18 protein-coding genes and 1 pseudogene are annotated in these 23,382 nt (G+C 72.4%); 10 read left to right on the forward strand and 9 right to left on the reverse strand.

Translation table 11 applies throughout. The features are described from left to right. Window positions 1-257: 257 nt before the first annotated feature. A pseudogene (locus ACFQRI_RS18700) lies at window positions 258-590 on the reverse strand (TetR/AcrR family transcriptional regulator C-terminal domain-containing protein); the annotation flags it as partial. Between the two features lie 160 nt (window positions 591-750). On the opposite strand from ACFQRI_RS18700, the gene bioB reads away from it, so the two are divergent. The 4 genes from bioB to bioD are packed head-to-tail and all read left to right on the forward strand — an operon-like array spanning window position 751 to window position 4,845. Next, window positions 751-1,812: a biotin synthase BioB gene (gene bioB, locus ACFQRI_RS18705; RefSeq protein WP_380670339.1), complete on the forward strand. Its 1,062-nt coding sequence runs from the start codon at window positions 751-753 to the stop codon at window positions 1,810-1,812. Further along, window positions 1,812-3,071 carry an adenosylmethionine--8-amino-7-oxononanoate transaminase gene (locus tag ACFQRI_RS18710; protein ID WP_380670341.1) on the forward strand — a complete coding sequence of 420 codons (1,260 nt, stop codon included), beginning with the start codon at window positions 1,812-1,814 and terminating at the stop codon, window positions 3,069-3,071. Before bioB ends, ACFQRI_RS18710 begins: the two co-directional genes overlap by 1 nt. Then, on the forward strand, window positions 3,068-4,204 hold the full coding sequence (locus ACFQRI_RS18715) for an 8-amino-7-oxononanoate synthase (RefSeq protein WP_380670343.1): 1,137 nt from the start codon (window positions 3,068-3,070) through the stop codon (window positions 4,202-4,204). The genes ACFQRI_RS18710 and ACFQRI_RS18715 overlap by 4 nt, the downstream gene beginning before the upstream one ends. After that, a complete protein-coding gene (gene bioD, locus ACFQRI_RS18720; RefSeq protein ID WP_380670345.1) occupies window positions 4,201-4,845 on the forward strand; it encodes a dethiobiotin synthase in 645 nt (214 codons plus the stop codon). The genes ACFQRI_RS18715 and bioD overlap by 4 nt, the downstream gene beginning before the upstream one ends. 322 nt (window positions 4,846-5,167) lie before the next feature. Here bioD and gcl read toward each other — a convergent pair whose 3' ends face one another. The 3 genes from gcl to ACFQRI_RS18735 form a co-directional block, all read right to left on the reverse strand. Then, the gene (gcl, locus tag ACFQRI_RS18725; protein ID WP_380670347.1) at window positions 5,168-6,871 is read right to left on the reverse strand and encodes a glyoxylate carboligase; all 1,704 of its coding nucleotides are present in this window, start codon (window positions 6,869-6,871) and stop codon (window positions 5,168-5,170) included. A 119-nt stretch (window positions 6,872-6,990) separates the two neighbouring features. Further along, entirely contained in the window at window positions 6,991-7,908 is a 918-nt protein-coding gene (locus ACFQRI_RS18730; RefSeq protein WP_380670697.1) for a 2-hydroxy-3-oxopropionate reductase, read from the reverse strand. Then, window positions 7,905-8,708, reverse strand: a complete 804-nt coding sequence (locus ACFQRI_RS18735) for a hydroxypyruvate isomerase family protein (RefSeq protein WP_380670349.1) — start codon at window positions 8,706-8,708, stop codon at window positions 7,905-7,907. The genes ACFQRI_RS18730 and ACFQRI_RS18735 overlap by 4 nt, the downstream gene beginning before the upstream one ends. Window positions 8,709-8,872: 164 nt before the next feature. On the opposite strand from ACFQRI_RS18735, the gene cmtR reads away from it, so the two are divergent. Together cmtR and ACFQRI_RS18745 are read left to right on the forward strand one after the other, a co-directional pair. After that, window positions 8,873-9,202: a Cd(II)/Pb(II)-sensing metalloregulatory transcriptional regulator CmtR gene (cmtR, locus tag ACFQRI_RS18740; RefSeq protein ID WP_380670351.1), complete on the forward strand. Its 330-nt coding sequence runs from the start codon at window positions 8,873-8,875 to the stop codon at window positions 9,200-9,202. Then, the gene (locus ACFQRI_RS18745; protein WP_380670353.1) at window positions 9,199-9,852 is read left to right on the forward strand and encodes a cation efflux transmembrane domain-containing protein; all 654 of its coding nucleotides are present in this window, start codon (window positions 9,199-9,201) and stop codon (window positions 9,850-9,852) included. The genes cmtR and ACFQRI_RS18745 overlap by 4 nt, the downstream gene beginning before the upstream one ends. A 54-nt stretch (window positions 9,853-9,906) precedes the next feature. Here ACFQRI_RS18745 and ACFQRI_RS18750 read toward each other — a convergent pair whose 3' ends face one another. The 3 genes from ACFQRI_RS18750 to ACFQRI_RS18760 form a co-directional block, all read right to left on the reverse strand. Beyond that, window positions 9,907-10,173: a hypothetical protein gene (locus ACFQRI_RS18750; protein ID WP_380670355.1), complete on the reverse strand. Its 267-nt coding sequence runs from the start codon at window positions 10,171-10,173 to the stop codon at window positions 9,907-9,909. 18 nt (window positions 10,174-10,191) lie between these two features. Then, a complete protein-coding gene (locus ACFQRI_RS18755; protein ID WP_380670357.1) occupies window positions 10,192-11,859 on the reverse strand; it encodes a sodium:solute symporter family protein in 1,668 nt (555 codons plus the stop codon). 130 nt (window positions 11,860-11,989) lie between these two features. Beyond that, the gene (locus ACFQRI_RS18760) at window positions 11,990-13,024 is read right to left on the reverse strand and encodes a LacI family DNA-binding transcriptional regulator (RefSeq protein ID WP_380670359.1); all 1,035 of its coding nucleotides are present in this window, start codon (window positions 13,022-13,024) and stop codon (window positions 11,990-11,992) included. Between the two features lie 351 nt (window positions 13,025-13,375). On the opposite strand from ACFQRI_RS18760, the gene ACFQRI_RS18765 reads away from it, so the two are divergent. Further along, window positions 13,376-15,376, forward strand: a complete 2,001-nt coding sequence (locus ACFQRI_RS18765; protein ID WP_380670361.1) for an alpha-L-arabinofuranosidase C-terminal domain-containing protein — start codon at window positions 13,376-13,378, stop codon at window positions 15,374-15,376. Between the two features lie 59 nt (window positions 15,377-15,435). Further along, the gene (locus ACFQRI_RS18770; protein ID WP_380670363.1) at window positions 15,436-16,479 is read left to right on the forward strand and encodes a glycoside hydrolase family 43 protein; all 1,044 of its coding nucleotides are present in this window, start codon (window positions 15,436-15,438) and stop codon (window positions 16,477-16,479) included. A 56-nt stretch (window positions 16,480-16,535) separates the two neighbouring features. Here the strand turns inward: ACFQRI_RS18770 and ACFQRI_RS18775 are convergent, their stop codons facing one another. Together ACFQRI_RS18775 and ACFQRI_RS18780 are read right to left on the reverse strand one after the other, a co-directional pair. Next, on the reverse strand, window positions 16,536-19,307 hold the full coding sequence (locus ACFQRI_RS18775; protein WP_380670365.1) for an FAD-binding and (Fe-S)-binding domain-containing protein: 2,772 nt from the start codon (window positions 19,305-19,307) through the stop codon (window positions 16,536-16,538). Between the two features lie 183 nt (window positions 19,308-19,490). Beyond that, window positions 19,491-19,685 (reverse strand): hypothetical protein, encoded by a 195-nt coding sequence (locus ACFQRI_RS18780; RefSeq protein ID WP_380670367.1) that lies wholly within the window; start codon window positions 19,683-19,685, stop codon window positions 19,491-19,493. A gap of 255 nt (window positions 19,686-19,940) precedes the next feature. Between ACFQRI_RS18780 and ACFQRI_RS18785 the strand changes: the two genes are divergently transcribed. Together ACFQRI_RS18785 and ACFQRI_RS18790 are read left to right on the forward strand one after the other, a co-directional pair. Beyond that, window positions 19,941-21,605 carry an ABC transporter transmembrane domain-containing protein gene (locus ACFQRI_RS18785; RefSeq protein WP_380670369.1) on the forward strand — a complete coding sequence of 555 codons (1,665 nt, stop codon included), beginning with the start codon at window positions 19,941-19,943 and terminating at the stop codon, window positions 21,603-21,605. Then, window positions 21,602-23,335 carry an ABC transporter ATP-binding protein gene (locus tag ACFQRI_RS18790; RefSeq protein ID WP_380670371.1) on the forward strand — a complete coding sequence of 578 codons (1,734 nt, stop codon included), beginning with the start codon at window positions 21,602-21,604 and terminating at the stop codon, window positions 23,333-23,335. Before ACFQRI_RS18785 ends, ACFQRI_RS18790 begins: the two co-directional genes overlap by 4 nt. Window positions 23,336-23,382 lie beyond the last annotated feature (47 nt).

The raw sequence follows: 23,382 nt of genomic DNA on the forward strand, positions 1-23,382 counted from the left end.
TGCTGCGCGACGTCGCCGAGAACCGCGAGGTCGGCGACGTGAGCACGCTGGCCGACTCCTCGGTCATGGACCTCATCTCGAAGGGCCTGAGCACCTCCAGCGACGACTGAGGGACTAGCGGTTCGGCTGCGCAGGCCGTCGAGGACGAGCTGGAGGCCTCGCTCGAAGTCGGCCGGGCCGCCGGGGTTCCGATCGATGGCGCCGGCGCTGGCCGCCTGCAGCGCGGTCTGCTCCTCGGCGGTGTGGCCGAAGACCAGGTGCAGCAGGGCGCGGGTGCCGACTCCGACCAGGTCGTCGGGCAGCCCGCCGTCGCGCAGCGCCGCCCGGATCTCCTCGGCGGGCTCGCCCGCTCCGAGGCCGAAGGTGTGCGCGGTGACCACCACCTCGGCGCCGTCGCGGTAGGCCAGCATCGCGTCGCGCAGCTCGCCGCAGACCTCCACGACCCGCTGCTCCCACGCGCTGGCCCGGCGCGGGCGCCTGCCGCGCGCCAGGATCTCGTCGGCCACCGCGGCCAGCAGGGACTGCTTGTTGGGCACGTGGTGGTAGAGCGCGCTCGGCTGGACCCCGAGCTCGCTGGCCAGTCGCCGCATGGTCAGCGACTCCAGCCCGTACTCGTCGAGCACCGCGATCGCGCGATCCACGACGTCGCTGCGGTGGTAGCGCACCCCGTCCCCTCTCGTGTTGACCGATCTCGCACCCCAGTCTATCTTGAACGCTGTTCAGGTGAACACCGTTCAGTAGGGAGCGATGATGGGCGGCACCTTCCAGCACATCGCCGAGCGAGTCCGCAGCGGGACCCCGGCCACGCCCGAGGACGCGCTGGCGGTGCTGCGCGCCACCGACGAGGAGCTGATGCAGGTCGTCAGCGCCGCGGGCGAGCTGCGGCGAGCGCACTTCGGCAACACCGTCAAGGTGAACTACCTGGTCAACCTGAAATCGGGGTTGTGCCCGGAGAACTGCAACTACTGCTCGCAGGCGCTGGGCTCCAACGCCCCGATCCTGAAGTACTCCTGGCTGTCGTCCGAGGAGGCGCTCAAGCAGGCCGAGGCCGGGCTCGGCGGCGGGGCCAGCCGGGTGTGCTTGGTCGCCTCCGGGCGCGGACCGTCCAACCGGGACATCGACAAGGTCACCGAGATGGTCGGCGACCTCAAGGAGAACCACCCCGGCGTGGAGGTCTGCGCGTGCCTCGGCCTGCTCGGCGAGGGACAGGCCGAGCGGCTCAAGGAAGCCGGCGTCGACGCCTACAACCACAACATCAACACCGCCGAGAGCAACCACGACAACATCGTGCAGACCCACACCTACGGCGACCGGATCGACACGGTGGAGAAGGCCAAGGGAGCCGGCGTCTCGCCGTGCTCGGGCCTGATCGCCGGGCTCGGCGAGACCGACGAGCAGCTCGTCGAGGCGCTCTTCGCGCTCGCCGAGCTCGACGCGGACTCCATCCCGGTGAACTTCCTGATGCCCTTCGACGGCACGCCGTTCGAGAACACCTGGGAGCTCTCCCCCACCCGCTGCCTGAAGATCCTGGCGATGGCGCGCTTCGTGTGCCCGGACAGGGAGATCCGCATCGCGGGCGGCCGCGAGATGCACCTGCGCTCGCTGCAGTCGCTGGCGCTGCAGGTGGCCAACTCGATCTTCCTCGGCGACTACCTGACCTCCGAGGGCCAGGACGCCGAGGCCGACCTGGCGATGATCCGCGACAGCGGGTTCGTGGTGCTGGGCTCCGACGAGGAGCTGGCCCAGCGCGAGCACCAGGACCCGGCGATCCGCCGCCGCGGCGCGGGAACCGACCTGGTGCCCAACGCCTGATGCGCGCCGAGGACCTGCTCGCCCACGACCGCGAGCACCTGTGGCACCCCTACACCTCGATGCTCGATCCGGCCCCGACGCGCCTGGTCACCGGGGCCGAGGGCAGCAGGATCACCATCGAGGGCACCGGCCCGGTGGTCGACGCGATGGCCTCCTGGTGGTCGGCCGTGCACGGCTACCGCCACCCGGTGCTCGACGAAGCGCTGCGCGCCCAGGCCGAGCGCATGTCGCACGTGATGTTCGGCGGGCTCACCCACGAGCCCGCCGTCGAGCTGGCCCGGCGGCTCGTCGAGGTCTCCCCGGCCGGGCTGGACCGGGTGTTCCTCGCCGATTCGGGATCGGTGAGCGTCGAGGTCGCGATGAAGATGGCGCTGCAGTACCAGCGCGGCGTCGGCCGCCCGGAGCGCACCCGGTTCCTGACCGTCCGCGGCGGCTACCACGGGGACACCTTCGACTGCATGAGCGTGTGCGATCCCGGTGGCGGGATGCACTCGATGTGGTCGGAGGTGCTGCCGCAGCAGGTCTTCGGCGAGCGCCCGCCGCGCGAGGAGTCCGACGTGGAGGCCTGGGCCGAGGGCTTCCGGGAGCTGGCCGCCGCGCACGCCGGTGCGCTGGCCGGCCTGGTCGTGGAACCGCTGCTGCAGGGCGCTGGCGGGATGCGGCCCTACGCCGCGTCGTGCCTAAGGGTCTTCCGGGAGGTCGCCGACGAGCACGGGCTCGTGCTGATCTTCGACGAGATCGCGACCGGCTTCGGCCGCACCGGAACGTTCTTCGCCGCCGAGGCGGCCGGGGTGAGCCCGGACGTGCTGTGCGTGGGCAAGGCCCTCACCGGCGGCTACCTGACGCTGGCCGCGACGCTGTGCACCTCGCGGATCGCGCGCGGGCTGTCGGCCAGCGACTCCGGGGTGCTCATGCACGGTCCGACGTTCATGGGCAACCCGCTGGCCTGCGCGGTCGCGGTGGCCAGCATCGACCTGCTCACCGGTGGGGACTGGGCCGGCGAGGTCGCCCGCATCAACGCCGGGCTGCAGGCGCTGCACCAGGTCGACGCCGCCGAGGTGCGGGTGCTCGGCGCGGTGGGCGCGGTCGAGCTCGACCACCCCGTGGACACCGCCAAGGCGACCGAGATCGCGCTGGAGCACGGGGTTTGGCTGCGCCCGTTCCGCAACCTGCTCTACACCATGCCGCCCTACGCGTGCAGCGACGAGGACGTCGCCGCGATCTGCACCGCGATCGCGGCGGCCGCGGAGGCCGGATGAGCGCCTGGGAGAGGTGGTTCGCCGAGCAGCGCGAGGAGCGCGAGCGGGCGGGCCTGCAGCGCGCGCTGCGCCCGCGCGCACGGGACGAGCACCTGATCGACCTGGCGGGCAACGACTACCTGGGGCTCAGCGCGCACCCCGAGGTGCGTCGCGCCGCCGCCGGCGCCGCGCTGGGCTGGGGAGCGGGCGCGGGCGCTTCGCGGCTGGTCACCGGGACCACCGAGCTGCACGCCGAGCTGGAGCGCGAGCTGGCCGAGTTCACCGGGCAGCGCGCCGCGCTGGTGCTGTCCACCGGCTACCACGCCAACCTCTCGGCGGTGACCGCGCTGGCCGGCAAGGACGCGCTGATCGTCTCCGACGCGCACGTGCACGCCTCGCTGATCGACGCCGCTCGGCTCTCCCGCGCGTCGATCGAGGTGGTCGGGCACAACGACGTGTCCGCGGTGCGCGCCGCCCTGGCCGACACCGACCGGCGCGCGATCGTGCTCGCCGAATCGGTCTTCTCGGTGCTGGGCGACGCGGCGCCGCTGGCCGAGCTCGCCGCGGTCTGCGCCGAGCACGACGCGCTGCTGCTGGTCGACGAGGCCCACGGCCTGGGCGTGCTCGGCCCGGGCGGGCGAGGGCTGGTGCACGCGCTCGGGCTGGCCGGGCATCCCAACGTGGTGGTCACCGCGACGCTGTCCAAGGCGCTCGGCGCGATGGGCGGAGCCGTGCTGGGCTCGCCCGCCCTGATCGACCACCTGACCAACCGCGCGCGCCCGTTCATCTTCGACACCGCGCTGGCCCCGGCCGCGGTCGCGGGCGCGCAGGCGGCGCTGCGGCAGCTGCGCGCCGCTCCCGAGCTGCCCGGCGAGATCCACCGGCGCGCGGCGCGGCTGGCCGACCGGCTGGTCGTCCCGCGGTCGGCGGGCGCGGTGCTGTCGGTTCCGATGCCGAGCCCCGGCGTCGCGCTTGCCGCGCAGGCCAAGGCGCTGGCCGAGGGGGTTCGGGTGGGCTGCTTCCGGCCGCCCTCGGTACCCGACGGCGTCTCCCGACTGCGCATCACCGCGCAGGCCGGGCTCGACGCGCCGAGCTGGAACCGGGCCGCGGAAGTGCTGGCCCGCATCATCGACGAGCACCGGAGCGAGCAGTGATCACCATCGTCACCGGAACAGACACGGGAGTGGGCAAGACCGTTGCCACCGCGGCGTTGGCGGTGCGGTGCGGATCGGGTGCGGTCGCGGTCAAGCCCGCGCAGACCGGGGTCGGCCCCGACACCCCGGACGTCGCGGTGATCGAGCGGCTGGCCGGGTGCGCGGTCGCCGAGTTCACCCGCCTGGCCGATCCGCTGGCCCCGGACACCGCGGCGCGGCTTCGCGGCGTCGAGATCCCCGAGGTGGCCGAGCACGCCGACCGCATCCGCGAGCTGGCGCGCACCCACCAGGCGGTGCTGGTGGAGGGGTCGGGCGGGTTGCTGGTCCGGCTGGACCGCCGCGGTGGGACGTTGCTCGATCTCGCCGCCGACCTGGCTCGCGACCAGGACGTTCGGGTGCTGGTCGTGACGCGGCTGGGGCTGGGAACGCTCAACCACACCGAGCTGACCGTGACCGCCCTGCGCTCGCGCGGCATCGAACCGGCGGGGCTCGTCGTGGGGTCCGCACCGGACCGACCGGGGCTGGCCGAGCAGCGCAACAGGGTCGAGCTCCCCCGCGTGACCGGGGTGCCGATCGTGCTGGAGATCCCCGGCGACGCCGCGCTCGTGACGCCCGAGGAGTTCCGCGCGGCGCTGGTCTAGGCGCCGTTTCGCGTCTCGCGCGGCGGGGTCTCGGCCGTCCTCCGGCCGGGGCCCGCTGCGCGACGCGCCTCGACGAACGAGGTGCCCCGACACCGCAGCGCGTCGGGGCACCTCGTCGAGCAACGCACCGGCGCTGGCGCCGCGCCGCGCGTTGCAGCTGGGGGTGTCCCCCGCCGGATCGTCCGGCAGTGCGACCCGGCGGGGGACGTGGGGCGCGACGCCGTCGCGCCCCGGTAGGAGGAGGTCGCGCCCGCCCGGAGATAGCGGGCGCTCCTCCGCGGATGGCGGGTCCGGTCCCGGCTTTCCGGCCCACCAGCCCGGGTCAGGGGTTGGGCACGGGCTCCGGCTCGATCAGCGAGTCGATCCGGGTGCCCCGCGCCGTGGAGGCCTCGCGCTCGATCATCACCTCGACCAGCACCGGACGGCTCGTGGCCACGGCCTCCTTGCGCGCCCACTCGATGGAGCTCTGCAGCTCACCGGGTTCGAACACGCGGCATCCCGAGCAGCCGTAGGCGCGCATGAGAGCCACGTTGTCCGTGCCGTTCTCGTCGTAGTGGATGTCCACTTCGGTGTTCATCCCGAACCCGTCGGACTCCGCCTGCCGGATCAGGCCCAGGTATTCGTTGTTGAGCATGATGACCACGAACGGCACGTCGTACTGGGCGGCCACCGCCAGCTCCTCGACCAGGAACTGGAACGAGTAGTCGCCCACGACCGCCACGACCTCGGCGTCCGGCTCGGCCGACTTGACGCCGATGGCCGCCGGGATCTCCCAGCCGAGCGGTCCGGCCTGCCCGCACACCTGGTAGTGCCGCGGCTGGTGCGCGCGCTGGAACTGCCCGCCCCAGATCTGGTAGAGCCCGATCGCGGTGACGAAGTAGGTCTCCGGCGGGAAGATCTCGTTGATCTCCCGGTAGACCCGGGGAGCCTTGATCGGCACCGAGTCGTAGTCGTCCGGTCGGGTCAGCGTCTGCTTGAGCTCGCCGACGCGCCCGACCCAGTCGTCGAACCGCTTGCCGACCGCGCGCTGCCGCGCCTCGTCGAGCATCGCTTCGAGGAACAGCCGGGCATCGGAGACCACCCCCAGGTCGGGCTCGAAGACCCGGCCGATCTGGGTCGGCTCGATGTCGACGTGCACGAACTTGCGCTCGCCCCGGTAGACGTCCAGCGCCCCGGTGTGCCGGTCGCCGAAGCGCGCACCCACCGCCAGCACCACGTCGGATTCCAGGAACGACTGGTTGCCGTAGCGCTGCGAGGTCTGGATGCCGGTCATCCCCGCGTAGAGCTCGTGGTCCTCCGGGAAGGAGCCCTTGCCCATCAGCGTGACCTGCACCGGAACGCCCAGCAGCTCGGCCAGCTCGCGCAGCTGGCCGGAGGCCTCGGCGCCGATGATCCCGCCGCCCGCCAGGATCAGCGGTCGCTCGGCGTCCAGCAGCATGTCCAGGGCGCGCCGCACCCGCGGCGGGTGCGGCTCGATGCGCTGCACGGGTAGCGGGGCGTCGATCTCCGGGTCCCACTCGATCTCCTGCTTCTGCACGTCCAGCGGCAGGTCGATGAGCACCGGGCCGGGTCGGCCGGAGCGGGCGATGCGGAAGGCCTCGCGGAAGATCCACGGCGCCAGGGCGGCCTCCTTGACCTGCACCGCCCACTTGCTCACCGGCTTGGCGATCTCGACGATGTCGACGGCCTGGAAGGCCTCCTGGTGCAGCTTGGAGGACACCGCCTGCCCGGTGATGCACAGGATCGGGATGGAGTCGGCCTGGGCGGTGTAGAGACCGGTGATCATGTTGGTGCCGGCGGGCCCGGAGGTGCCGATGGCGACGCCGACGTTGCCGTTGGTGCGCGCCCAGCCGTCGGCCATGTGCGTGGCGCCCTCCTCGTGGCGCACGATCAGGTGGCGGATGTCGCTGTCCTCCATCGCCGCGTACAGCGGGAGGATCGCCGCGCCCGGGCACCCGAAGGTCACGTCGACGCCCTCGGACTTGAGCACGTCGACGACGGCCTGCATGACAGGAACTCTGGCCATGATGTAAGACTTCCTCTCGGGTGCGCACCTCCGCGGCGCGCACCAAGTTGGGAACGGGTCGGCGGCGTGGTTGCTTGGCGGCGCTGAGCCGCCGACCCGTGACCGTCTCGAGCTCTCGCTCAGGAACGGGCGTTGAGCTGGGTGATCTGCTTGAGCAGACCGGAGTGGTCCAGCTGGCCGCCGCCCTGGGCGACCGCGGCCGCCACGAGCTGGCTGACCAGCGATCCCAGCGGGATGCTCAGGCCCGCCTCGCGGGCGGCGGACTGCACGATGCCCAGGTCCTTGTGGTGCAGTTCGAGCCGGAAGCCCGGGGCGAACTCCCGCTCGCGCATCTTGGCGCCCTTGGCGTCGAGCACGGCGCTGCCGGCCAGACCACCGCCGAGGACCTGCAGGCCCGCTTCGGTGTCCACGCCGTGGCGCTCCAGGAACACCAGCGCCTCGGCCAGCAGGCCGATGTGCCCGGCCACCATCAGCTGGTTGGCCGCCTTGACCGTCTGCCCGGCACCGGCGGGGCCGACGTGCACGATCGTGGCGCCCACCGCGTCGAGCACGCCCCAGGCCGTGTCGACGTCCTCGCGAGCCCCGCCGATCATGATCGACAGCGTGCCGTCGATGGCCTTCGGCTCACCACCGCTGACCGGAGCGTCCAGCGTGCGCACGCCCTTCTCGAAGGCCGCCTCGGCGACCCGCAGCGAGACGTCGGGGCGGATCGTGCTGCAGTCGATCAGCAGCGCGCCCGGCTCGGCGTGGGCCAGCACGCCGTCCTCGCCGAGCACGACCTGCTCGACGTCCGGCGAGTCCGGCAGCATGGTGAACACGATCTCGGCGCCGGAGACCGCTTCGGCGACACTGCTCGCGCCCTTGCCGCCGTCCGCGACCAGCTGGTCGATCTTGGGCTGACTGCGGTTGTACCCGGTGACCTCGTGACCGGCCTTGACCAGGTTGGCCGCCATCGGGCCGCCCATGATGCCCAGCCCGATGAAACCGACCTTGCTCATTCGCCACCTCCGTTGTGGTTCGCCAGCTGCACGGTTCAGCGCTCGATCCAGGCGAAGCTGTCCGCGCTGGCGACCGTGGGTTTGTACTCGAGTCCGATGGGGCCTGCGTAACCGACCGCGTCCAGCCGATCGAAGTAGTGCCCGAAATCGACCTTCCCGCTGCCGGGTTCGCCCCGACCGGGAACGTCGGCGATCTGCACGTGGCCGATGCTCTCCGCGTGCCGGTCGAGCACGGCGTCGGGATCATCGCCGTTGGCCACCAGGTGGTAGATGTCGAACAGCAGCTTGAGGTTGTGCACGCCTTCGGCACCCACCCGGTCGATGACCGCCAGCGCCTCCCCCGCCGTCTTCAGCGGGTAGCTGTCCACGCCGCTGATCGGCTCGATCAGCACCGTCCCGCCGATGCGTTCCGCGGCCTTGCCCGCGCGCACCAGGTTCTCGGTGGCCAGGCCGTCCTGCACCGCGGGGTCGACGCCCTCGACGCGGTTGCCGTAGAGCGCGTTGAACGCCTTGCAGCCGAGCCGCTCGCCGAGGCCGACCGCGACGTCGATGTTGTCGGTGAACTCCGCGGAGCGCGCGGGAACGGAGAGCACGCCGCGGTCACCGGAGGGCAGGTCGCCGCCGAAGAAGTTCAACCCGACCAGCGAGACCCCGGCGTCCTCCACCGCGCGGACGAAGCGGTCCACCTCGCGATCGGTCGGCACCGGATCGGGGAACGGCCACCAGAACTCGATCGCGTCGAACCCGGCCTTCTTGGCCGCGGCCGGCCGCTCGAGCAGGTCCAGCTCGCCGAACAGGATCGAGCAGTTGACCTCGTACCGACTCGGGTCCATCGGCATCCTCCGTGGTTGTTTTCGTAATTCGGAATTATCTTTCCGTATAGCGACACCATAGCGACAAAGCAGTGCCGCAGTCAAGGCCTCACCAGTGGTTTTCAACAAAGTGTTGAGGTGAATATCGGAGGGGTTCCCAACAATTCAGCCCGGCCTGTATTGTTCGGCTCATGCTGACATGCGAGACGCGGGAGAGCGCCATCGCGCGCTTGGGACGCGCGCTGGCCGATCCGACGCGCTGCCGGATCCTGGTGGCGCTGCAGGAGGGCCCCGGCTACCCCGCGCAGCTGGCCGAGCGGCTCGGGCTGACCCGCTCCAACGTCTCCAACCACCTGTCCTGCCTGCGCGGCTGCGGGCTGGTCGTGGCCACCTACGCCGGGCGCCAGGTCCGCTACGAGCTCGCCGATCCCCACCTCGGCCACGCCCTCGACGAGCTGCTCAAGGTCGTGCTGGCCGTCGACCCCGAGCAGGAGTGCCTCGACGACGAGGTGCCGGCATGAGCGAGTCCGGGAACGACGGCTGCTGCGGCGGCTCCTGCGGCGGCGGGGTCGCCGCCGCGGCGCGCAAGGACGTGCTCAGCAGGCGGATCCGGCTGCTGGTGGCGGCCACCATCGCCTACAACGTCGTCGAGGCGATCGTGGCCATCGGCGCGGGAGCGGTCGCGTCCTCGACCGCGCTGATCGGCTTCGGCCTCGACTCGACCATCGAGGTCGCCTCGGCCGCCGCCGTGGCCTGGCAGTTCGCCGGCCGCGATCCGGAATCCCGGGAACGCCTGGCGCTTCGGGTGATCGCGGTGTCGTTCTTCGCCCTCGCCGCCTACGTGACCGTCGAGGCCGTGCGCGCGCTGGTGGGCGCGGGCGAGGCCGCGCACTCCCCCGTCGGCATCGCGTTGGCCGCGGTGTCGCTGGTGGTCATGCCCGGGCTGTCCTACGCGCAGCGACGCGCCGGGCGGGAGCTGGGATCCAACAGCGCGGTCGCCGACTCCAAGCAGACCCTGCTGTGCGCCTACCTCTCCGCGGCGCTGCTGGTGGGGCTGCTGCTCAACGGGCTGCTCGGCTGGTCCTGGGCCGACCCGCTGGTGGCGCTGCTCATCGGCGCCGTCGCGGTCCTCGAAGGCCGCAAGGCCTGGCGGGGAGAGCACTGCTGCTAGCGGTTCGGCCCGGGACCCCGCTGCCGACGAGGGCGAGGTCCCGGGCCGAACCGGCTACGGGCGCAGCGGGCGCAGCTTCCACCAGAGGAAGAACAGCCCGCCCACGACGAGCATGCTCACCCCGGTCCAGAGGTTGATGTTGACCCCCTGGGCCTTCTGGATGTCGGCCTCGGAGGCGAACACGCCGATCAGACCGATCAGGACTCCGTAGAACGCGAACAGCCCGCCGATCACCGCGCGGATGTCGAACAGCTTCGACGCCGTGCCGGAACGCCGCTCCAACTCGTCGAAGTCCGGTTCCTCCACAGTGCTTTCGGACATCTCATCTCCTCCGGACGATCACAGCGAGAACGGGACGTAGCACAGGGCGGCCAGCACGATCGCGCCCCAGCCCAGCAGCGCGGGACGCCGGTACCAGGCCTCGTCGCCCGCGGCGTGCTCGCCGCGGTCCCGAGCCGCGCTGCGGGTGTAGACCAGGCCCTCCAGCTCCGCATCGGACTTGGGCGCGGTGGCCAGCGCGATCGGCACGCTCACCGCCACGTCCACCACGAACGCCACGATCGAGGCGACCATGTTCGCGCCCTGGTCGGTGCTGATCGGCACGATGCCCAGCTGGTAGGACACGTAGAAGCAGATCGGCGCCGCGGTGCCGAGCAGCAGGCCCCAGAACCCCGCCTGGGCGGTCATCCGCTTCCAGAACAGCGCCAGGATGAACGTGGCGAACAGCGGGACGTTGAAGAACGAGAACAACGTCTGCATGTAGTTCATGATGTTGCTGAACGACGCGGCGATGAACGCCGTGCCCATGCCGATGATCACGCCGACCGCGGTGATCACCCGGCCCACCGCGAGGTAGTGCCCGTCGGGCATGTTCGGCTTGATGTAGGCCTGCCAGATGTCGGTGGTGAACACCGTGTTGAAGCTCGAGACGTTGGCCGCCATGCCCGCCATGAACGACGCCATCAGACCGGTGACCGCCAGCCCGAGCACGCCGTTGGGCAGCAGGTCGCGCATCAGCATCGGGATCGCGTCGTTGTAGTCCAGCCCGCTGCCCGCCTTGCCGATCGAGGGCTGCACCAGCAGCGCGATGATGCCGGGCAGCACCACGATCATCGGGATGAACATCTTGGGGAACGCCGCGATCAGCGGGGTCCGCTTGGCCGCCGAGAGGTTCTTGGCCGACAGCGAGCGCTGGACCTCGGCGAAGTTGGTCGTCCAGTAGCCGAACGACACCGCGAAGCCCAGGCCCAGGGTGATCGTCAGCCAGTTCGCCCCGAGCGGGTTGTCCTGACCGAAACCCGTTCCGCCCCAAGCGGTCAGGAACTCCGGGCCGGGGCCGCTGCGGACCTTGTCGATGAGCCCGTCGAAGCCGCCGATGCGAATCATCCCCAGTACGGTCAGCGGCACCAGCGCTGCGACGATGACGAAGAACTGCAGGACCTCGTTGTAGATCGCCGAGGACAGCCCGCCGATGACGATGTAGGCCAGCACGAACACACCGGCCACGAAGATCGAGACCGGCAGCGGCCAGCCCAGCAGCGCGCGCAGCACGATCGCCAGCGCGTAGAGGTTCACCCCGGCGATCAGCACGGACGCCACCGCGAAGATCACCGAGCTGAGCAGGTGCGAGGACCGGCTGAACCGCAGCAGCAGGAACTCCGGCACGCTGCGCACCTTGGAGTTGTAGTAGAAGGGCATCATCACCAGGCCGAGGAACACCATCGCCGGGATCGCGCCGATGAGGTACCAGTGCACCGTGTAGGCGCCGTACTGGGCGCCGTTGGCGGCCATGCCGAGGATCTCGGTGGCGCCCAGGTTGGCCGACACGAACGCCAGCCCGGTCACCCAGGCCGGCAGCGAGCGGCCCGACAGGAAGAAGTCCAGGCTGTTGTTCACGCTCCGCTTCGCCGCGAACGCGATGCCCAGCACCACGGCGAAGTACGAGGCGAGGATGACGTTGTCCGCCCAGTTCATGGACAGGCGTAATGAATCCGCGTAGATGTGCATGCGTGTTCCCCGGAGTAGCAGCAGGTCGTGCGATAACGGGTCTTCCACAGTCGGGGCGCCGCGCCCCGCGTCGCGCGAGTCGTGCCGATGTTCTCCTCTCGTCGTCGAGCGAAGAGCTGCCGGTGCTCGGTCAGACCCTGCGCGGCCCGGTGCTCTCCCGGACGATCAGCTCGGCGGGCACCACGGTGCGCTGCTGGGCCTGCTGGCCCTCTATGCGGTTGAGCAGCTGCCCGAAGGTCTGCTTGCCGAGGGCGATGAAGTCCTGCCGGACCGTGGTCAGCGGCGGGCAGAAGTAGGCGGATTCGGGGATGTCGTCGAAGCCGACCACCCGCACGTCGTCGGGCACCGACACCCCCGCCTCGGAGAAGGCCCGCAGCACGCCGAGCGCCATCTGGTCGTTGGCCACGAAAACCGCGCCGACCGGATCGGGGTCGTGCAGCAGCTCCCAACCGGCGAGATAGCCCGAGTGCGGGCTCCAATCCCCGCGCAGCACCGGGAACTCGGCCGCTCCGCGGGCGGCGACCACGTCGCGCCAGCCCGCCTCGCGGGAGCGCGACTCGTGCCAGCCGTGCGGACCGGCGATGTGCCGGACCGTCTCGTGCCCCAGCGCGAAGAGGTGCTCGGTGGCCCGGCGCGCGCCGTCCCGGTGGTCCACGGTCGACACCGGGACCGACGATCCCTCGACGTCGGCGACCGCCACCAGCGGGACGTCCTGCGGCACGTCGCGCAAGGCCCGGGCGGTGGCCTCGTGCGGCGCGATCACCACCACGCCCTCGACCCCCTGCCCGCGCAGCCGGTCCAGCGCGCTGCTGATCTGCGCGTGCTCGGGAGCGTTGACGCTGGTGATCGACACGGCGTAGCCCGCGTCGCGAGCGGCGTTCTCCAGCCCGTAGAGCGTGCTGGCCGGGCCGTAGAGCACCGAGTCCAGCGCCACCACGCCCAGCGTGCGCGAGCGCCCGGTGGCAAGCCCTCTGGCCAGCGAATTCGGCCGGTAGCCGAGCTTCTGGATCGCCTCCAGCACGCGCAGCCGGGTCTCGGCGCGCACCGACCCGCTGCCGTTGACCACCCGCGAGACCGTCATGTGCGAAACACCGGCGGCCGCGGCGACATCGCTGAGCGCCGGCTGCTTCCCGGACCCGGCCGGGCCCTCGGTTCGCTTCGCCATCCGGCACCTCGCTTCGTCGACGATCGACGAGGATGTTAGCGATAACACACTCGCCGTCAACCCCGATCGCTCGACGAATCCCGCGCGGTTGCCGAAACATCACCGGAACCGAGCGCCGACTTCCGCCGAGCGGTAGGCGAACCGGCCATCCGGGTGTTGTCGGCCGGAGTCCGGGTTGACCGGATCGGGACCCGTCCGTACCTTCCGATCTCGATCGCGCTGTTAGCGCTCACTTCGCACCACCCCGCCAGGTCGGCGACATCCACCGGGTTCCAGCACCCCGCCGCAGGCCTGATCACGGGTTCGCACGTTGTCCGAAATATCGAACATGGCTGTTCCGAGGAGATCAGGATGACGAGAGCGTTACCCCTCCGAGGCACCGCGAGGCGACGGCGCGGACGACGATCCGCGCTGGCCATCGCGCTGGCCGCCGGCCTGGTCATCGCCCCGCAGGCGGCGGCGCAGGCGGCGGACCACCAGATCACCGTCCACCCCGACCGCGACGGGCCCGCCATCGCCGACAACATGTACGGCGTCTTCTACGAGGACATCAACCGCGCCGCCGACGGCGGGCTGTACGCGGAACTGGTGCAGAACCGCTCCTTCGAGTACGCCCCGGTGGACAACCCGGACTACGCGCCGCTGACCGCCTGGCAGCCCGCGAGCTCCGGCGGATCGGCCGAGGTCGTCGACGACGCCGGCAGGCTCAACGAGCGCAACCGCAACTACCTCCGGCTCACCGCCGACGGCCCGCGGGGCTACGGCATCGCCAACACCGGCTACAACACCGGGTTCTCCCTGCGCGAAGGCGCCGAGTACGACTTCTCGGTGTGGGCGCGCACCGACCAGCCCGCGGGAACCCCGCTGACCGCGGTGCTGCGCGATCCCTCCGGCGCGCCGCTGTCCCGGCCGCTGGAGCTCGCCGTGCGAGCCGACGGCTGGGCCAAGTACACCGGCACGCTCACCGCCACGAAGACCAGCACCCGAGGACGCCTGGAGGTCTCGGCCACCGGGCCGGCGACGCTGGGCCTGGACATGATCTCGCTGTTCCCGCGGGACACCTTCAAGGACCGCCCGAACGGGCTGCGCCAGGACCTGGCCGAGAAGATCGCCGCGCTCAACCCCGGATTCCTGCGGTTCCCCGGCGGTTGCCTGGTCAACACCGGCAGCCACGAGGCCTACGAGGCCCCGAACTGGGAGCGCAAGCGCTCCTACCAGTGGAAGGACACCATCGGCCCGGTCGAGCAGCGCGCCACCAACGCCAACTTCTGGGGCTACAACCAGTCCTACGGCCTGGGCTACTTCGAGTACTTCCAGTTCGCCGAGGACGTCGGCGCGATGCCGCTGCCGGTGGTGCCCGCGCTGGTCACCGGCTGCGGGGAGAACCAGGCCACCGACGATCCGCAGCTGCTGCGGCGGCACATCCAGGACACCCTGGACCTCATCGAGTTCGCCAACGGACCGGTCACCTCGACCTGGGGCGCCAAGCGAGCCGAGATGGGGCACCCGGAGCCGTTCGGCCTCACCCACCTCGCGGTGGGCAACGAGGAGAACCTGCCGGACGAGTTCATGGAGCGCTTCGCGCAGTTCCGCGACGCCGTCGAAGCCGAGCACCCGGACATCACCGTGATCAGCAACTCCGGTCCGGACGACAGCGGGCAGGTCTTCGACCGCGCCTGGGAGCTCAACCGGCAGCACGGCGTCGAGATGGTCGACGAGCACTACTACAACGACCCCGCCTGGTTCCTGGCCAACAACCACCGGTACGACGGCTACGACCGCAACGGCCCGCAGGTCTTCCTCGGCGAGTACGCCTCCGAGGACAACAAGTTCCGCAACTCGCTGGCCGAAGCCGCCTACATGACCGGCCTGGAGCGCAACGCCGACGTCGTGAAGCTGGCCTCCTACGCGCCACTGCTGTCCAACGTGGACTACGTGCAGTGGAGCCCGGACATGATCTGGTTCGACAACGCCCGCTCCTGGGGATCGACCAGCTACGCGACCCAGAAGCTGTTCATGAACAACGTCGGTGACCGGGTGGTGCCCAGCACCGCCACCGAGGACGAGACCCTCCGGCAGGTCGTCACCCGCGACGAGGCGACCGGCGAGCTGATCGTCAAGGTCGTCAACGCCGGGTCCGCGCCGGCGCGGACCCACCTCGACGTGGGCACCGAGGTCGACCCGGTCGCGCGGGTGACCACGCTGCGGGGAGACCCCGAAGCGGAGAACACCGCCACCCAGCGGCCCATCCGCCCCGTCGAGTCCACCTTCGAGGGCGCCGCCGCGGAGTTCGACCACACCTTCCCGGCCCACTCGATCACCTTCATGCGGCTGCGCCCCGCGCAGTCCTGAACCTCCCGGGGTGCCGCGCCGACCACGCGCGCGGCACCCCGGGTCCCGAGGAGGACCTGATGCACGCACGAATCTCGCGCCGCACCGCGCTGTCCGCGGGCGCTCTCGCCCTCGGCGCGACCGCGATGCCGGCCACCGCCACCGCGGCCCCCGCCAGCGCGGCCGCCGCCCGCTACGCCAACCCGCTGGTCCGGCAGCGGGCCGACCCGCACATCACCCGGCACACCGACGGCTTCTACTACTACACCGCCACGGTTCCCGAGTACGACCGGCTGATCCTGCGCCGCGCCCGCACCATCGGCGGCCTCGCCGACGCCGACGAGGTCGTGCTGTGGCGCGAGCACGCCAGCGGCCCGATGGGCGCGCACATCTGGGCGCCCGAACTGCACCGCGTCGACGGGCGCTGGTACATCTACTTCGCCGCCGGCGACGCCGAGGACGTGTGGCGGATCCGGATGTACGTGCTGGAGAACGCCGCCGCCGACCCGTTCGCCGGCGAGTGGGTGGAGAAGGGCCAGATCGCCACCCCCTGGGACAGCTTCGCGCTGGACGCCACCACCTTCGTCCACGGGGGAACCCGCTACCTCGCGTGGGCGCAGGAGGAACCGGGGATCGACAGCAACAGCAACCTCTACCTCGCGCCGATGAGCGACCCCTGGACCATCTCGGGTGCGCCGGCGCGGCTGTCGCAGCCCACCTACGACTGGGAGACCCGCGGGTACGCGGTCAACGAGGGGCCCGCGGTCATCCAGCGCAACGGGCGGGTGTTCCTTTCCTACTCGGCCAGCGCCACCGACGCCAACTACTGCCTCGGGTTGCTGACCGCCTCCGCCGAAGCCGATCTGATGGACCCCGCGTCGTGGGCGAAGTCGCCGGAACCGGTGTTCCGGAGCGACGAGGAGAACGGCCAGTACGGCCCTGGGCACAACAGCTTCGCGCTGGCCGAGGACGGCCGCACCGACCTGCTCGTCTACCACGCGCGGCAGTACCGGGAGATCGACGGCGACCCGCTGCTCGACCCCAACCGCCACACCCGCGTGCAGCCCCTCGGCTGGCACCCCGACGGAACCCCGGACTTCGGGGCACCCGTGCCCGACGCGTGAGCCGGCTCCGGGCCGGAACTCCGCCCCACCGGGGAGTTCCGGCCCGGACCGCGGCCTCAGACCCGGGCGGCGAGGAGCTCGGCCAGGTGCACCGACGGGACCCCGGCGAGGTCGTCGAGCTGGTGGCTGCAGGACATGCCGTCGGCGAGCACGACCGCGCCGGGGTGCTCGCGCACCGCCGGCAGCAGGTGCGTCTCGGCCACGGCCTTGGACACCTCGTAGTGGCCCTTCTCCATGCCGAAGTTCCCGGCCAGGCCGCAGCACCCCGGCACCTTGGTGACCTTCGCCCCGGCGTCGGCCAGCAGCTTCTCGTCGGCGGCCCAGCCGAGCACCGCCGCATGGTGGCAGTGCGGTTGCGCGACGACCTCGACGCCGGTGAGGTCCGGTGGCGTCCAGCCGACCTCGACGAGCAGCTCGCCGAGCGTGCGCACGCCCGCGGCGACCTCGCGGGCCCGCGGGTCGTCGGTGAGCTCCACCGCGTCCGAGCGCAGGGTCGCCAGGCAGGACGGTTCCAGCCCGATCACCGGCACCCCGGACTCCACGTAGGGAGCCAGCACCGCCGCGCTCTGCTCCACGATCGCCCTGGCCTCGTCGAGCTGGCCGGTGGTCACCCAGGTCAGCCCGCAGCAGGCGTCCTGCTCGATCACCCTGGCCCGCAGGCCCGCCGCCTCCAGCAGCCGGATGGCCGCGTGCCCGCGGTCCGGCAGGAAGTGGTCGGTGAACGAGTCCGCCCAGATCCACACGTCGGGTTCGAGGCGGCTGTACTCCCGCGCACCCGCGCGCAGCGTTCGGCGCGCGAAGGCGGGGATGGACCGGCGCTGGTCGATGCCGGCGACGGCGCGGGCCAGGCCCGCCAGCGGCCGCACCCCGAGCATAGCGTTGGCCACCCGCGCCAGCGGTGCGCCGAGCTTGGCCCACCGCGGCAGCCGTCCCAGGGTGTAGTGGCTGCGGGGGCGGCGCTTGCCGCGGTAGGTCTGGTGCAGCACCTCGGCCTTGTAGGTGGCCATGTCCACCCCGGTCGGGCAGTCCGAGGCGCACCCCTTGCAGGACAGGCACAGGTCCAGCGCCTCGTGCACCGCCGGATCGGCGAGCCCGTCGACCACCGAGCCGTCCAGCGCCTCCTGCAGCACGCGGGCGCGACCGCGCGTGGAGTCCTTCTCCTCGCTGGTGGCCAGGTAGGACGGGCACATCACGCCACCGGTCTTGGGCGCCACGCACTTGCCGACACCGGTGCAGCGGTGCGCGGCCTCGGCCAGCGATCCCCCGTCGTGGAGCAGCCGCAGCGCCGGGGTGACCGGCTTGCTCGGCCGGTTGGGCCGCACGTCGGCGTCGATCGGCGCCGGGTCCACCAGCACGCCCGGGTTGAGCACGCCACCGGGATCGCAGATCTGCTTGACCGCGCCGAACAGCCGGATCGACTCCGCGTCGTACATCAGCGGCAGCAGCTCGGACCGGGCCCGGCCGTCGCCGTGCTCACCGGACAGCGAGCCGCCGTGCTCGCTGAGCCTGCGGGCGCAGGCGGTCATGAACTCCCGGAAGACCTGGTTGCCGCGCGGATCCCCCGGCGCGAACGGGAAGTCCACCCGCACGTGCACGCAACCGTCCCCGAAGTGCCCGTAGGGCACGCCGTGCAGCCCGTGCTCGGAGAGCAGCTCCTCGAACTCGCGCAGCCAGGTGCCGAGCTGCGGCGGCGGCACCGCGGCGTCCTCCCAGCCCGGGTAGGCCGGCGTTTCCAGGCTGCGCGCGGCCAACCCCGCCCCGTCCTCCCGGATGCGCCACAGCGCGGCCGCCTCGCCCGGGTCGATGACCTCGCGGTGGTCCAGCGCCTCGGCGGAGGAGATCACGTCGGCGGCCAGGGCCGCGGAGTCGCTGCCCGCGACTTCCACGAACAGCCAGCCGCCGCCGTGCGGCAGCGCGGGCACGGAGGTTCCGCTGGCCTTGGCGAGGTCGACGATGCGCGCGTCCAGCCCCTCGCAGGCGATCAGCCTGCCCGGCGCGGCGTCGAGCACTCCCGGCACCGCGTCGGCGGCCTCGGCCATCGAGGGGTAGCCGAGCACCACCAGCCTGCGGTGCGGTTCGTCGCCGACCAGCCGGACGGTGGCCTCCTGGACCATGCCGAGGGTGCCCTCGGAACCGACGAGGAAGCGCTCCAGCCTGCGCCCCTGCTCGGGCAGGAGGTGCTCCAGCGAGTAGCCGCTGACCTGCCGGGAGAACCGGCCGAAGGTGGTGCGGATGTGCGCGAGGTGATCGTCGGCCAGCGCCTCCAGCGCCACCCGCGCCTTGGAGTGCTCGCCGGTCCGGGCGACCTCGCCGGTGCCGAATGCGACCTTGAGGCCGGTGACGTTGTCGGCGGTGCGGCCGTAGCCGAGCGCGCGGGAGCCGCAGGCGTTGTTGCCGATCATCCCGCCGATCGTGCAGCGGGTGTGCGTCGAGGGGTCGGGGCCGAAGCGCAGCGCGTGCGGCGCGGCGGCGCGCTGCAGCTGGGCGTGCACCACGCCGGGCTGGACCCGCGCGGTCCCGGCCTCCGGGTCGATGTCGAGGACCCGGTTGAGGTGCCGGTGGGTGTCGACCACGATGCCCGGGCCCACCGCGTTGCCCGCGATCGAGGTGCCCGCGCCGCGCATGGTCACCGGCACGCCGAGCTCGCGCGCCGCCTCCAGCACGGCGGGCAGCTCGTCTGGGTCGCGCGGGCGCGCGACGGCCTGCGGCACGACGCGGTAGAGCGAGGCGTCGGAGGAGTACAGCGCCCGCGTCAGGCTCGCGTCGGAGACGTCGTCGACGCCGCGCCTCCGCAGCTCGGCCAGCAGGTCGGTCGACTCCACGCCCATCACACGCTCCGCTCACCAGGGTCCGACTGCGGTTCAGGCCGGCAACGGCGCCGTCATCGCGGGCTCCGGCACGCGCGCATTTTCCGCCCGCGCCCGGGCCCGGCGCAGGACGCCGCGCCGACCGATCACCCGCCCGACTCTAGATCCACTACCCGGGTCGGCGGGAGTCGTACCGCGCCGAGCTCACCTCCGGTGATCGAGCTCGTCCTCGCAGCGCCGATGCCGCCCGGGCTTCGACGCGGCCTCGGCGGGCGCTCCGCGCAGCGCCTGCCAGACCTTGCTCTCGGGGACCCCGAGCTCCCCGGTCTGCAGCCAGGGCCGGACGTTGCGGGCCGCGGCGAGCGAATCCGAGATGACACCTCGGCGGGAACTGCTCATGGTGATCATGGTTCACGACCCGAGCGCGCGTTCGCCGGTGCGACACGTCGCCCGGACGGATGATCTCTCCGGCCTCGCTGCGATCGCACCGCAGGCGGGGTTCACCGGATTGATTTCACTTATGACTGAACGAATAGCACGCACGAATATACGCGCTGTGATGAGGCTCGGCTCATCCACCGGTCGATACCTCCGGACGGGTTAAGCCGACGTAGCCTTGTCCGGCAAAGCCGCGAGCGGAAAGGGCAGGGCGCGATGACGCGAGGAGCGCGCGGGGCGCTCGGCACCGCGATCCGCGGGCAGTGGCGACCGGTGAGCGCGAGCGCGGTCCTCTCGGCGCTCCACCAGGGCGCCGAGGCGCTGGTGCCGGTGCTGATCGGCCTGGTGCTCGACGAAGCCGTGACCACCCGCTCCCCCGACCGCTTCGCGCTGCTGATCGCCGTTCTCGGGGCGGTGTTCCTGGTGCTGGCGACGAGCTTCCGCCAGGGCGCCCGGCTGGGCGAGCGGGCCTCCCACCTGGCCGCCCACCAGCTGCGGCTCGACCTCTCCCGGCGGGTGCTGGACCCGCGCGGCGGAGCGGAATCCGACCGGCTCCCCGGCGAGCTGGTCAACATCGCCACCAACGACGCCAAGCGGGTGGGGGCGGTCAACCTCGCCCTGCCGATCGGGCTGGCCGCGCTGTGCGGGCTGCTCGTCGCGGCGGTCGCGCTGCTGCGCATCTCCGCCGTGCTGGGGCTGGTCGTGCTGCTGGGCACACCGCTGCTGCTGTTCCTGGCTCACCTGCTGGGCAGACCGCTGGAGCGGCGCGGTGCCGCAGAGCAGGAGCGCGCCGCGCGGGCCTCCGGGATGGCCGCCGACCTGGTCTCCGGTCTGCGCGTGCTCAAGGGCATCGGCGCGGTTCCGGCCGCGGTGGCCCGCTACCGGGACACCAGCGCGCGCTCGCTGCACGCCACGCTGCGCGCCGCGCGGGCCAAGGCCTGGCACGACGGCGGGATGCTGGTGGCGACCGGCGTGCTGATCGCGGTGATCGCCCTGGTCGGCGGCCGGCTGGCGGCGCGCGGGGAGATCAGCGTCGGCGGCCTGGTCGCCGCGGTCGGCCTGGCGCAGTTCCTGCTCGGCCCGCTGCAGACGTTCTCCTTCGTCAACGGCGACCTGGCGCTCGCCCGCGCCTCGGCCGAGCGCATCGACGCGGTGCTCCGCGCACCGGGCGCGGTGCGCGCGGGGACCGCCCGGCTCCACCGGCCCGCGCGCGGCGAGCTCCGCGTCCGGGTGGGACTCGGCGGCTCGCGCGTCGACTTCGAGGCCGCACCCGGCGAGCTGACCGGCGTGGTCACCGGCGATCCCCGCCTCGCGGCGGCGCTGCTGGCGTGCCTCGGGCGCGAGACCGACCCCGACTCCGGGTCGGTCGAGCTCGACGGGCAGGACATCGCGGCGGTCGACGTCCCGGAGCTGCGCGCCGCGCTGCTGGTCGCCGCGCACGACGCGGACCTGTTCGAGGAATCGGTGCACGACAACATCACCGCGGGCGCCCCGCGCCCGGAGCTCGATCGGGCCCTGACCGCCTCGGCCGCCGACGAGGTGATCCGCGCGCTGCCCGAGGGGGCCGGGACCGTGCTGGCCGAGCGCGGCCGATCGCTGTCCGGCGGTCAGCGCCAGCGGGTCGCGCTGGCCCGCGCCCTTGCCGCCGCGGCTCCCGTTCTGGTGCTGCACGACCCGTCCACCGCGGTGGACGCGGTGACCGAAGCCCGCATCGCGGAAGGGATCAGGCAGGTCCGCACCGGCAGAACCACGCTGCTGGTCACCACCAGCCCTGCGCTGCTCTCGGTCGCCGACCGGGTCGTGTTCGCCGACTCCGGCGCGGTCGCCCCGCACGCGCAGCTGCTGGCCGACCCGGACTACCGGGCGGTGGTGCTGGCGTGAGCCTGCTGCCCACCGCCGACCGCGCGCGCACCCGCGCCGCGGTCGCCCAGCTGCTGCGCCCTCACCGCGCGGTCGTGCTGCGCGCCTTCGCGCTGCTGCTCGCCGCGACCGGGCTCGGGCTGCTGATCGCACCGCTGCTGGGCCGGATCATCGACGTCGTGGCCTCCGGCGGCAGCCCGGAGGAGATCACCGCACCGGTGCTGCTGATCCTGCTGGCCGTGCTCGGCCAGGGAGTGCTCACCGCGCGCGGGCTGGCCGACGTCGCCGAGTTCGGCGAGTCCGCGCTGGCCGCGCTGCGCGAGCGGTTCGTCGCGCGCGCCCTGGCGTTGCCGCTGGAGCGCGTCGAGCGCGCCGGTTCCGGCGATCTCACCTCGCGAGTGGCCAACGACGTCAGCACGGTCGGTCAGGCGGTGCGGATCGCGCTTCCGGAGCTGGTCAGATCCGGGCTGACCATCGTGCTCACGCTGGTCGCGCTGGTCCTGCTGGACTGGCGGTTCGCGCTGGTGGCGCTGGTGGTCGCGCCGATCCACGTGGCCGCGGTGCGCTGGTACCGGCGCCGCGCGGAACCGCTCTACGCCGAGCAGCGGGTGGCCGCGGGCGCCCAGCAGCACCAGCTGCTCGACACCGTCGGCGGTGCGCGCACGGTGCGCTCCTTCGGCCTGGAGGCGGCGCACCGCAGGAAGGTGCGCGAGCGGTCCTGGCGCGCGGTCGAGCTGATGCTGCGCGGGGTCGACCTGCTGACCGGCTTCTACAACCGGCTCAACCTCGCCGAGTTCGTCGGGCTGACCGCGGTGCTGACCACCGGGTTCGCGCTGGTGTCCACCGGTTCGACCACGATCGGCACGGCCAGCGCGGCCGCGCTGTACTTCCACAACCTGTTCAACCCGATCAACGCGGCGCTGCGGCTGGTCGACGACGCGCAGATCGCGCTGGCCGGGCTGGTTCGCCTGGTCGGCGTCGCCGACCTGCCCGAGGACGGGGACGACACCGCCGCCGCGCGCACCGACGGCTCCATCAAGATCGCCGCCCTCGGCCACGAGCACCGGCCCGGCCAGCCGGTCCTCGACGACGTCGACCTGGAGGTCCGCGCCGGGGAGCGGGTCGCGCTGGTCGGCGCGAGCGGGGCCGGCAAGACGACGCTGGCCAAGCTCATCGCCGGGGTGCACCTGCCGACCAGGGGCGCGATCCGCATCGGCGGGATCGCCCTGGACGAGCTGGGCCGGTCCGTCGGCGCGGAGGTGGCGCTGGTCAGCCAGGAGGTCCACGTCTTCGCCGGCCCGCTGGCCGAGGACCTCCGGCTCGCCCGCCCCGGAGCCACCGACGCCGAGCTGCGCGAGGCCCTGCGCGCGGCGGGAGCGCTCGGCTGGGCGGAGGCGCTGCCCCGCGGCGTGGACACCGTGGTCGGCGACGGCGGGCACCGGCTGACCGCCGCGCAGGCCCGGCAGCTGGCGCTGGCCCGCCTCGCCCTCGGCGAGCACCCGATCGCGATCCTCGACGAGGCCACCGCCGAGGCGGGCAGCGCGGGCGCCCGCGAGCTGGAGGCCGCTGCCGACCGGGTCCTGGCCGGTCGCACCGCGCTGGTGGTCGCCCACCGCCTCGACCAGGCCGCGGCCTGCGACCGGATCGTCGTGCTGGAGGCCGGGCGCGTGGTCGAGCAGGGCCCGCACGCCGAACTCCTCGCGGCCGGCGGACCCTACGCCCGGCTCTGGCGGGCGTGGTCGGACCGCTGATGCCGCGCGGGCGCCTCCGCGATCGATCGCCTGTTCGCTGTGCGGCG

Origin of the sequence: Saccharopolyspora griseoalba (genome assembly GCF_042665275.1) — a bacterium.
GTDB classification, from domain to species: domain Bacteria; phylum Actinomycetota; class Actinomycetes; order Mycobacteriales; family Pseudonocardiaceae; genus Saccharopolyspora; species Saccharopolyspora griseoalba.